The organism is Corallococcus sp. CA047B (assembly GCF_003612065.1).
Taxonomy (GTDB): Bacteria; Myxococcota; Myxococcia; order Myxococcales; family Myxococcaceae; genus Corallococcus; species Corallococcus praedator.
Window position 1 is genome coordinate 1 of record NZ_RAWD01000320.1, and the last position, 10,693, is coordinate 10,693.

Annotated in this window: 11 protein-coding genes; 5 read left to right on the plus strand and 6 right to left on the minus strand. The window is 70.4% G+C overall.

Annotation, left to right across the window (positions count from 1 at the left end; all coding sequences use genetic code 11):
* The 4 genes from D7X74_RS33850 to D7X74_RS33865 form a co-directional block, all read left to right on the plus strand.
* Positions 1-355, plus strand: a 355-nt coding sequence (locus D7X74_RS33850) for an ATP-binding cassette domain-containing protein (RefSeq protein WP_120537135.1), incomplete at its 5' end; no start/stop codon positions are given.
* Positions 352-2,163 carry an ABC transporter ATP-binding protein gene (locus D7X74_RS33855; protein ID WP_120537136.1) on the plus strand — a complete coding sequence of 604 codons (1,812 nt, stop codon included), beginning with the start codon at positions 352-354 and terminating at the stop codon, positions 2,161-2,163. The genes D7X74_RS33850 and D7X74_RS33855, both read left to right, overlap by 4 nt.
* 235 nt (positions 2,164-2,398) lie before the next feature.
* On the plus strand, positions 2,399-3,187 hold the full coding sequence (locus D7X74_RS33860; RefSeq protein ID WP_120537137.1) for an SDR family oxidoreductase: 789 nt from the start codon (positions 2,399-2,401) through the stop codon (positions 3,185-3,187).
* 50 nt (positions 3,188-3,237) lie between these two features.
* Positions 3,238-4,116, plus strand: a complete 879-nt coding sequence (locus D7X74_RS33865; RefSeq protein ID WP_120537138.1) for an aldo/keto reductase — start codon at positions 3,238-3,240, stop codon at positions 4,114-4,116.
* Positions 4,117-4,184: 68 nt separating this feature from the next.
* On the opposite strand, the gene D7X74_RS33870 is transcribed toward D7X74_RS33865, so the two are convergent.
* The 4 genes from D7X74_RS33870 to D7X74_RS33885 form a co-directional block, all read right to left on the minus strand.
* Positions 4,185-4,622 (minus strand): hypothetical protein, encoded by a 438-nt coding sequence (locus D7X74_RS33870; protein WP_120537139.1) that lies wholly within the window; start codon positions 4,620-4,622, stop codon positions 4,185-4,187.
* Positions 4,595-4,876 carry a hypothetical protein gene (locus D7X74_RS33875; protein WP_147446775.1) on the minus strand — a complete coding sequence of 94 codons (282 nt, stop codon included), beginning with the start codon at positions 4,874-4,876 and terminating at the stop codon, positions 4,595-4,597. Before D7X74_RS33875 ends, D7X74_RS33870 begins: the two co-directional genes overlap by 28 nt.
* A 17-nt stretch (positions 4,877-4,893) precedes the next feature.
* On the minus strand, positions 4,894-5,253 hold the full coding sequence (locus tag D7X74_RS33880) for a hypothetical protein (protein WP_120537141.1): 360 nt from the start codon (positions 5,251-5,253) through the stop codon (positions 4,894-4,896).
* Positions 5,254-5,345: 92 nt separating this feature from the next.
* Positions 5,346-5,942 (minus strand): TetR/AcrR family transcriptional regulator, encoded by a 597-nt coding sequence (locus D7X74_RS33885; protein WP_120537142.1) that lies wholly within the window; start codon positions 5,940-5,942, stop codon positions 5,346-5,348.
* 108 nt (positions 5,943-6,050) lie between these two features.
* Between D7X74_RS33885 and D7X74_RS33890 the strand changes: the two genes are divergently transcribed.
* The gene (locus tag D7X74_RS33890) at positions 6,051-7,625 is read left to right on the plus strand and encodes an FAD-dependent oxidoreductase (protein ID WP_120537143.1); all 1,575 of its coding nucleotides are present in this window, start codon (positions 6,051-6,053) and stop codon (positions 7,623-7,625) included.
* A 5-nt stretch (positions 7,626-7,630) separates the two neighbouring features.
* On the opposite strand, the gene D7X74_RS33895 is transcribed toward D7X74_RS33890, so the two are convergent.
* Together D7X74_RS33895 and D7X74_RS33900 are read right to left on the minus strand one after the other, a co-directional pair.
* A complete protein-coding gene (locus D7X74_RS33895) occupies positions 7,631-9,316 on the minus strand; it encodes a DUF3616 domain-containing protein (RefSeq protein WP_120537144.1) in 1,686 nt (561 codons plus the stop codon).
* A gap of 117 nt (positions 9,317-9,433) precedes the next feature.
* The coding region (locus D7X74_RS33900; protein WP_120537145.1) for a TerB family tellurite resistance protein at positions 9,434-10,693 on the minus strand (1,260 nt) is incomplete at its 5' end.

The following is a 10,693-nucleotide window of genomic DNA, read 5'->3' on the forward strand; positions in this document are numbered from 1 at the left end:
GGGCGAGCGGGGCGTGGGGCTGTCGGGCGGGCAGCGGCAGCGGCTGGCCATCGCGCGGGCGCTGCTCACCGACCCGCGCCTGCTCATCCTGGACGACAGCACGTCGGCGGTGGACGCCCAGACGGAAGAGGCCATCCAGGGGGCGCTGGACGCGCTGATGCGGGACAAGCGCAGGACGGCGGTGGTCATCGCCCAGCGCATCAGCACCGTGCGGGACGCGGACGTCATCCTCGTGCTGGACGAGGGGCGCATCGTCGCGAAGGGACGGCATGAGGAGTTGAGGGCCACGAGCGAGCTGTACAACGACATCCTCGGCTCGCAGCTCCAGCCCGCGCGCCAGGAAGGTGCGGCATGAGGCGGCCGGGCGGAATCGAGGCGCTGGCGGAGCTGGAGGCCGGCCGGGCCCAGCGGCGCGGCAAGGTGCTGCGGCGGCTGGTGGGCGAGCTGCGTCCGCATGCGCGCCTGATGGGCGTGGCGCTGGGGTTCATCCTGGTGGGCGCCGTGTGTCAGGCGGCGGGGCCGTACCTGGTGAGCCGGGCCATCGACCATGACATCGGCTCGGGGGATGGACGCGGACTGCTGCGGACGCTGGCGATGCTGCTCGTCGTCTACGCGGTGGGCGCGCTGGCGCAGCGGGCGCAGACGTGGCGGGTGGGCCACACCGGGCAGAAGGTGCTGGCGGAGCTGAGACGGCGCCTCTTCGAGCGGCTCCAGCAGCTTCCGCTGGCGTGGTTCGACCGGCGACCGCTGGGCGACCTGATGAGCCGGCTCTCGAGCGACGTGGACACGCTCAACCAGCTCTTCGCGCAGGGGCTGACGCAGTTGTTGGGGTCGGTGCTGGGGCTGGTGGGCGTGCTCATCGCGATGCTGGCGCTCAATGCCAGGCTGGCGCTGGCGTGCTTCTCCCTCATCCCCGCCATCGTGCTCACCACGTGGTTCTTCGCGTCGCGGGCGCGCAATGCGTACCGCAAGACGCGCCAGACGGTGGGCGACGTGACGGCCAACCTCCAGGAGGAGATTGGGGGCGTGCGGCAGGCGCAGGCGTTCAACCGCACGGAGAAGAACATCGAGCGCTTCCGCGACCGCAACGCGGCCAACCGCGACGCGAACGTGGCGGCGGTGGGCATCACGTCCGCGTTCTCACCGGCCATCGACCTGCTGTCCACGCTGTCCACCGCGCTGGTCATCGGCTACGGCGGCGTGCTGGTGCTCGACGGACAGCTCACGGTGGGCGGTGTGGCCGCGTTCCTCATCTACGTGGCGCAGTTCTTCCGGCCGGTGCAGCTGGCCGCGTCGGTGGCCACGCTGATGCAGTCCGCGCTGGCGGGGGCGGAGCGCATCTACGGCATCCTCGACGAGACGCCGGAGCCGCCGGACGCGCCGACGGCGGTGGCGCTGGGGACGCTGAAGGGCCAGGTGGTGTTCGACAGGGTGTCCTTCGGCTACGACCCGGAGCGGCCGGTGCTGCGCGACGTGTCCTTCCACCTGGAGCCCGGACAGACGCTGGCGCTGGTGGGCCGCACGGGCGCGGGCAAGACGACGGTGGCCAGCCTGGTGCCGCGCTTCTACGACGTGACGGCGGGGACGGTGCGCATCGACGGGGAGGACGTGCGGCAGGTGACGCGCGCGAGCCTCCGCCAGCAGATGGCGATGGTGCTCCAGGAGCCGTTCCTCTTCAGCGGCAAGGTGGCGGACAACATCGCCTATGGGAAGCCGGGCGCCACCCGCGAGGACGTGGAGGCGGCGGCGAAGGCGGTGCATGCGCACGACTTCATCACCCGGCTGCCGCAGGGCTACGACAGCGTGCTGGGAGAAGGTGGCGCGACGCTCAGCCAGGGGCAGCGGCAACTGCTCGCGTTCGCGCGCGCGGTCATCGCGGAGCCCCGGGTGCTCATCCTCGATGAGGCGACGGCGAACATCGACACGCGCACGGAGGCGCTCATCCAGCTCGCGCTGGGGCGGCTCCTGTCGGGCAGGACGAGCATCGTCATCGCGCACCGGCTCAACACCATCCGGAACGCGGACCTCATCCTGGTGCTGGAGCAGGGGGCCGTCGTCGAGCGCGGCACGCACGAGGAGCTGCTCGCGAAGGGGGGCCTGTACGCGGACCTCTACCACCAGCAGTTCCGCGACGAGCCCCAGGCGACCCAGGCGCTCGGCTGAAGCACGCGGGGGCGCGGTGCCGTCCTCGACGGTTGCATGGTCCACGGAATCGTCCGCTGTGCTGGGAGGACGCACGAGCGGGTTGCGCGTACGCCCTGCCCTCGTTACCCAGCGGGCAGGGGTGCGGCCCTGGCGTTACCGGCGGCCCGTGCGCTTCGCGGAGGCGGTCCCCGTCTCCAGCATTCATCTCGGCGGGGCACGACAACCCCGCCTCCACCTTCCCCAGGGAGCAGGCATGGCAGGCAGTCGAGGGACCGCGTTGGTGACGGGCACGTCCGCGGGAATCGGAGAGGTGTACGCGCGGCGGCTGGCGGCGCTCGGCCATGACCTGGTGCTCATCGCCCGTCGGGAAGAGCGGCTTCATGCGCTCGCGGAGAAACTGACCGCGGCGCACGGCATCCGAGCGGAGGTGATGCGAGCCGACCTGACGACGGACGTGGACATCCACCGGGTGGCCGAGCGCGCGGCCGGCGAGGACATCACCCTGGTCATCAACAACGCGGGCGTGGGCGGCTACGGGCCCTTCGCGCAAGTGGAGCCCGCGGTGCTGGAGGGCCTTGCGCACCTGCACATCCTGGCGCCCCTGTTGGCCACCCGGGCGGCGCTGCCCGGCATGCTGGCGCGGGGCCGGGGCGCGGTCATCAACGTCGCCTCCCTGCTCGCCTTCTCCGGTGCCCTGCCTCCGGTCCCCCTGCCCCACCGGGCCACGTACGCGGGCGCGAAGGCGTTCCTCGTCCACTTCACGCGCACGCTCGCGGGCGAGCTGCGCGACACGCCGGTGCGCGCGCAGGTGGTCTGTCCGGGCATGACCGCCACCGAGTTCAACGGCGGCTACGTCGGCGCGATGCCCCCGGAGGACGTCGTCACCGCCTCGCTGCTGGCGCTGGAGCGCAATGAGACGGTCTGCGTGCCCGGGCTGGAGGCCGAGGAGGCGCTCGCGGCCCTGGCGCAGGCCGAAGCCGGAATGTTCCGGGGCAACAAGAACACCCTCGCCCGGCGCTACCAGACGCCCCCCGCGTCCTGACGTCCCCTTCTTCAGTTCACAGCAGCCATCCCTTTCCAGGAGGAAGAACCATGAGCGGCACTTCAACGCGTCCCGTGGAGAAGAGCGGCACCTTCAAGCTGGGCGGTGACCTGCCCATCCATCGTCTTGGCTACGGCGCCATGCAGCTCACCGGCCCCGGCGTCTGGGGTCCGCCCAAGGACCGGGCGGAAGCGGTGCGCGTGCTGCGGCGCGCGCTGGAATTGGGCGTGGACTTCATCGACACGGCGGACTCCTACGGGCCCTACGTCAGCGAGGAGATCATCGCGGAGGCCCTGCACCCGTACGCGAAGGGCGTGGTGGTGGCGACCAAGGCGGGCCTGGTGCGCACGGGCCCCAATGAGTGGCACCCGGTGGGCGCGCCCAAGTACCTGCGCCAGGAGCTGGAGCTGTCGCTGCGGCGGCTGAAGCTGGAGCGCATCGACCTGTACCAGCTGCACCGCATCGACCCGAAGGTCCCGGTGGAGGAGTCGCTGGGCGAGCTGAAGGCGCTCCAGAAGGAAGGGAAGATCCGCCACATCGGCCTGTCGGAGGTGTCGGTGGAGGAGATCCAGCGGGCGCGCAAGGTGGTGGACATCGTGTCGGTGCAGAACCGCTACAACCTGACCGACCGCGTGCACGAGAAGGTGCTGGACTACTGCGAGAAGGAGAAGCTGGGCTTCATCCCCTGGTTCCCCCTGGCGACCGGTGGGCTGGCGAAGCCGGGCGGGACGCTCGACACGGTGGCGAAGAAGCACAACGCGACGCCCTCGCAGATTGCCCTCGCGTGGCTGCTGGAGCGCTCGCCGGTGATGCTGCCCATCCCGGGCACGTCCTCCGTGAAGCACCTGGAGGAGAACGTCCAGGGCGCGGAGCTGAAGCTCGGCAAGGAAGAGCTGGCCGCGGTGGACGCCCAGGCGTCGGGCCGCTGAGGCGCACGCTTCACGTAGCGCCCCACTGGCACGATGGCCGGTGGGGTGCACGCGGCACGCGCCGAGCGTCAGGTGACGAGCGCCCTGCGGCCTCGAATCTTCGTGAAATCATCCGCGCTCAGATAGGCATAGCTCTGAGGCGCGCGGAGATCCGGCGCGATGTCCCCCAGGGGGAAGGGTTTCTGGAAGACGTGCACCTTCCCGACGCGGATGGCGACCCCTTCGTCGGATTGAGAGAAGTATCGGTCGTAGTCCTCCTTCAGGATTGCCCCCTGTCGTGAATAGCGGCGCCAGAGCTGCGCGGGAGGGGCTTCGTCGATGCCGAGGATCTCGAAGAATCCGACGACCTGCTTCACCGGGCTCGAGGAGTAGACAACGACGTGGGAGACCTCCCGGCGGAAGGCGCGCTTGCGGAACTCCACGCGTTTGAGCCCGTTCAGGATGGGCGTCGCGTACTGCGGCTGGATGGGCAGCAGGACTACAGCCCGAGGCGCTGTCGGAGCCATTCACGACCTCCCTGTTGGACCGTGGTGATGGACTGCGGAGGGCCGTTGAGCACTCCGTGGCGACACAGGTCATTCAGGAGGAGGGGCTCCTTCAGGATGGCCGCTTGTCGGAAGTGGATGGCGAGCACTTCACCATTCGAGCACAGCGCTTCGATCTCGCGAAGGGGGAAGACGGTCCGCTTCCCCACGGAAGCAGCGATCTGGTTGGCATCGGAAGAGGCGAGCGTCTGCTCCGCGACGCCCATGACGGTCACGGCCTTCCTGGAATGGCTCAAGTAGAAGAGCAGCGGGGCTCCAGGTTCGATGACCGTACAGCCGAGAGCAGATGCTGTTCCACCCAATCACGAGAATGGGCCTCCGGACTTCCCAGGATCTCCGCCCAGGCTTCGGGGATGGGCGGCGGAGCAGGAAGCGGAAGATATTTCTTGAGCAGCAACTCACGAAGTTGGCGTCGCTCCTCATCACGGTCCCGTTCAATCTCCACCTGCATGAACGGATGGACGAAGAGCTGATAACCCGCCTCTTCGAGAGTCCGTACCAGCGTGGTCGCGGGCTTCGTCAACGCCTCGATCTGCGTGGGCGACGTGGGCTCCAGCGGAATGAGCACATTCGTGTCGATCAGGATCTTCATGGCATCCCCCTCTCATCTGTCATGAGTCGACAAGCCTACCCAATCGGCTGACATTCGCACCTGTCCGGCGTCGGGCCGCTGAAGCCACCGCGTCACTTCCGCTTCACGTAGCGCAGGAGGAGCGTCACCAGCTCCTCCTGGAGCACGCCCTGGGACAGCGACTCGGGGCGCTCCACCACCGCACGGTGGATGACCGAGTGGGACACCGTGTCGATGAGCCACATCGCCAGCTCCGGGTCCGGGACGTCGGTGGCGTACTCGCGGAACGCCTCCATCATCGGGGCGTCCTCCGGATCCGGGGCCCGGGCTCGACGCGCGGGCAGCTCCTCCGTCAGCGCATGGTGCAGCTTCGGGTTCACCGCATGCGCGGCGAAGCCCATGGACACCAGCGTCCGGACGAGGTCCTCCAGGCCCTGGAACCTCCGCGTCGCCATCACCTCGCGCACCGCCTTGCGCTGCTCCTTCACGTGCCGGCGCGACACCTCCGCCACCAGCGCCTCCTTGCCCGGAAAGAACTGGTACAGCGAGGCCACGTTGACGCCCGCGCGCTCCGCGATGCGGTTGGTCGTCAGCTTCGCGTACCCATCGCGCACCAGAATGTCAGCAGTCGCCTGCACCAGCGCGTCCACCGTCGCGCGCGAGCGCTCCTGCAAGGGCGTCTTCCGAGGGGAAAGCTTCGCGCGCGGCATGGCGGACTCCGGGTTCGGGAACGCAAGCTGACAACATAAGCACTTCCTTACATTCTCCTCTCCATCGCGTCCGGGGCGCCAGGGCCCCTCGCGACAGGAGAGACGGCCATGCCCCCCACGAACGTCCAGGTGCTGATTGTCGGCGCCGGCCCCACGGGCCTCACGCTCGCCTGCGACCTCGCCCGCCGGGGCGTCGCCCTCCGCATCATCGACGCGGCCCCCGGTCCCTTCGTGGGCTCACGCGGCAAGGGACTCCAGCCGCGCACACTGGAGGTGCTGGAGGACCTGGGCGTGCTGGACGCCGTGCTCGCGGCCGGCAATGCCTATCCCCGCCTTCGCATCCACTGGCGGCGCTTCGTCGTGGGCCGCTGGACGATGATTCCGCGCCACGCCGTGACACCCGACGTGCCCCATCCCGACCCCTGGCTCGTGCCGCAGGCCCGCACCGAAGGCATCCTGCGCGAGCGATTGGGTTCGCTCGGCCACACGGTGGAGTTCGGCACCGCGCTCACCGACTTCACCCAGGACGACTCAGGCGTCAGCGCCACCCTCCTCCACGACGGCGCTCCGGAGGTCGTGCGCGCGGAGTACCTGGTGGGCGCGGACGGAGGCCACAGCCGCGTGCGCAAGGCCCTGGGCGTGGGCTTCCATGGGGAGACACACGAAGCCGAGCGCATGGTCGTGGGCGACGTGCGCGTGGAGGGCCTGGGCCGCGACCACTGGCACGTGTGGCCCTTCGCGAAGGGCGGCATGGTGGCGTTGTGTCCCCTGCCCGGCACGGACCGCTTCCAGCTCGCCCTCCAGGTGAAGCCCGGTGGCACCGTGCCGGAATTGACCGAGGCCGCGCTGGACCAGCGCCTCCAGGAGGCGGCCCGCCCCGGCACGAAACTCCGCCTGCACGATGCAAGCTGGTTGTCCGTGTACCGCCCCAACGTGCGCATGGTGGACCGCTACCGCGTGGGCCGCGTCCTGCTCGCGGGCGACGCCGCGCACGTGCATCCGCCCGCCGGAGGCCAGGGCCTCAACACCGGCGTGCAGGACGCCTACAACCTGGGATGGAAGCTGGGCCACGTCCTCGCCGGGGCGGCCCCGTCCCTGCTCGACACCTACGAGGCGGAGCGGCTGCCCATCGCCGCGCATGTGCTCGGCCTGTCCGCGAAGCTCTACCAGGGACTGCGCCAGAACAGCCTGCGTTCGCAGCAGCGGGGCGCGGAGACGCGGCAGTTGGGATTGCACTATCGCGGCGGCCCGCTGGCACCCCAGGTGGACGGCGACACGTCCCGCCTGCGCGCGGGGGACCGGGCTCCGGATGCGCCGTGCGTGGACGCGACGGGAAACACCTCGCGCCTGTTCGACGCCTTTCGCGGCCCCCACTGGACGCTGCTCGCCTTCGGGCCGGAGCACGCGGACACACCCGCGTGGGCCCGCTCGCGCTTCGGCGACACCGTGCGCGCCTTCCACGTCCGCACGAAGGACACCTCCCGCGATGCCGACGCCCTGCTCGACGCCCACGGACACGCGCACCGGGCCTACGACGTGGGTCCGGGGGCGCTCGTGCTGGTACGCCCGGACGGATACGTGGGGCACGTCTCCCGCCCGGGTGCTCGCGCGGCGGTGGAGCAATTGCTCGCACCGCTCCGCCCGTCCCTCAACAGCGTCAGCGCCCTCGGGGTGTCACGCTGAGACGCTCACTCCACCCGGACGATGAGGTCCGTGAAGGACTGGCTGGAGGCCGAGGCGGCCTTGCACTCCCCGCCGCCGATGAGGTGCGCGCCCATGTCGAAGAGGATCTGCACGTCCTGGGTCCCCGGAATGGGAATCACCGCCTCCGGCGCCGAATCCGTGGGGGCGCTCAGGTCGCGCACCTTCACCGGCGCGACGCCTGGGGCACCGCTCCACTTCCAGAGCGCGAAGGGACCGCTGCTCTCGTCATGGGGACCACTGAGCAGCAGCACCGCCTGATGCGCGTCCGACCACGCCATGCCCCGAAGCCCCTGGCCTCCCAATTCCAGACGCAGGGCCTGACCGAACCGCGCCGGCGAACCCGCGATGACCGCGTCCGGGTTCGTCAGCGTGACGACCAGCGCGCTCGTCCCCTCCTGCGGGTTGCGGAAGCCGATGGCGAGCCCGCCCGAAGGCAGCGCGGCCAGTCCCTCGATGTTGGTGCCCTGCTCCTTCGGCGCCAGCTCCGGCACGGTCGACTCCGCCAGCCGTGAACGGGACGCGAGCAGGGAGATGACGGCCGCATCCGGCTGGTTCCAGTTGCGGGCATCCAGCATGTCCTTGAGCAGGTTCGACGACACGCCCGCAACCTGGAGTGACGCCTGCGGCACCGTGCCGGACACGTCCAGCGCGAAGAACTTGTAGCGCGAGGCCTGAAGCACCCCGTTCTTGTTCCGCGCCTGGGAGGTCGTTACGAAGATGCGATTGCCCACGCGCGCGGCGTCCTCGAAGTCCGCCTCGTCCAACGACGACAACCCGAGGGCGCTGTTCAGGTCGCGCGTCTGCACGGGAGCGACCGCCTGTCCCCGTGAATAGACGCGCGCCGTCTGTGACTCGTCGTTGAAGTTCAGGAAGTGGGTGCCATCCAGGGCCACGCCGCCGGAGCCATCACAGGTGCCCGGATAGGTCGTGCTCCCCGGCACCGGGCCGGGCCCATCCACATCCCAGGTCACCATCAGCTTCGGGCGCGAGGAGCGGGTGGAATACTCGCGCGAGCGGACCTCCAGTCGGTTGTCGTGGTCCTTGTCGGAGAGCACCACGCCGTGGTTGCTGGAGGGCATGCTCACCCATTTCTGCACCACCGCGAGCCCCTGCGCGTTGAGGGGCACGGTGTACGTCCCGGTCGACGCGGCCCGGATGGAGCCCAGCAGGGCCGTGTTCCGGTCACCGGTGCCATCCGCACCCTTGGACGTCCAGTCGTGGGAGCTGTCGGCCTGCTCCCAGGTGACCTGCCGCTCCGTCCAGGCGCGGGTCAGCTCGAGGAAGCCGTAGGCCTGATCCGCCTTGTCGGACACCGTGAGGACGATGGAGGCCGAGCGGACGGTCGCGTTCGCGGGGATGGCGGACACGTCCCACTGGAAGAGGATCTCGTTCTCGTTGCCACTGCCCGCGGGCGTGTCACCGCTGGCGGACAGGCTGCTGTCCGTCCCGTGGTTGGCATTGGAGTCCTCCTCTTCAATCATCGCGTCGCGGGTGCCCGCGTAGCCGGTGGACGGCGACACGCCATCCTGGAACGACGTGCTCTGCGTCGCCGCCAGGGCCAGGGATGCCCGGGGCACGTCCTCCCGGTCGTCCGCTGCCGGGCCACAGCCCCCCACGAACAGGAATGCCGTCACCGCCGCGCACTTCCCGAACCGCTTCGACCCACGCATGCGTACCCCTTCCAGGGTTGAGAACCCGGAGGCATACGCTCGCGCCGATGCACCCAGGGCATCGTGACGATTGGGTTGATTCGTCGCGGCGGGAAGGGGACACGCGGGGAGCGCGTCCTACCCCACCTCGCGCTCGGCGGTGTCCTCGCCGTCGACGTCCAGGTCCACGACGGCGGGCCCGTCCTGGAAGGAGCTGGGCAGCAGGCTGAAGGGCAGCACCTTCGCCAGGGCCGCCAGCAGCAGGATGCCGCCGGGCGCGGCGAAGATGGCGAGCGCGGGGATGGCCTTCGCCACGTCGATGAGCTGGGCGCGCATGCGCTGGCGCTCGTCGGCGGTGAGCTTCTGGCGCCGCGCCGCCTTGGTGAGCAGCACCGCCAGGTCGCCCGTCTCGCGCGCCTCCTGCATCAGCCGGTGGAAGTTCTTCTCCAGCGTCTCCTGCATGCCGGTGATGAGGTCCTCGCCCATGGCGCCCGCCGCGTCCGACACGGTGAAGACATCCACCAGCGAGCGGTGCCGCGCGTAGAACTCCGCCATCTCCAATTCCAGACGTCGCAGCTCCGCCTGGGGCACGTGCAGCGCGCCCGCCAGCGTGTCGATGAAGGCCCGCTCCCGCCGCGTCCGCCGGCCGTCCACCAGCGCCGCCAGCAACGTCTGCTCCAGCAGCAGGTGGCGCATGTCCATGCTGCGCACCTGGCGCACCACCTCCCGCACGTCGCGCTTGCGCTCGAAGGACTGGCGCACCGCGGCCTTCACTTCCCCCTCCAGCGCGTGCGGCAGGCGCAGGCCCTCCACCTGACGGAGGATGGCGCGGCGCGCGGGAAGTCCCGGCTCGCGGTCCACGCACGACAGCGCGGTGAGCACGTCCACCAGCAGCGCCTTCTGCCGCGCCGCGAAGTCCAGCCGCCGCTCCGCCACCACCCGCGACAGCCGCCCGCGCGAGAACAGGTCGATGGCCTGCCGGCAGAACAGCTGCGCGTCCGCGTACTGCGCGCCGTTGTGCAAGACCAGGCCATACACCGGGTCCCCGGCCAGCGACGGCGCCCGCTTGTCGAGCGCGTCCTCCACCCGCCCCACCATCCTCCGGGGCACGGGCAGCCCGGCCGCCAGGCGTGCGTCCAGCGCCAGGGCCAGCTCCAGCTCCCCCGCGAGCACCGCGAAGAGCACCAGCAACTGCTCCACCCGGGGCCCCTCCGGCGCATCCATCACCCGCGCCAGGTCCAGCGCCATGCGCGCCAGCGTGCGCACCACGGCGTGGAACAGCTCGTCCTCCACCGCGCGCGCCGGGACGTCGAAGGGCTCCCCTCCGTCCACCGGCGAGGGCAGCGGCACGGGCGTGCCGTACACCAGCCCTGACGCTCGCAGCGTGCGGCGCAGGAA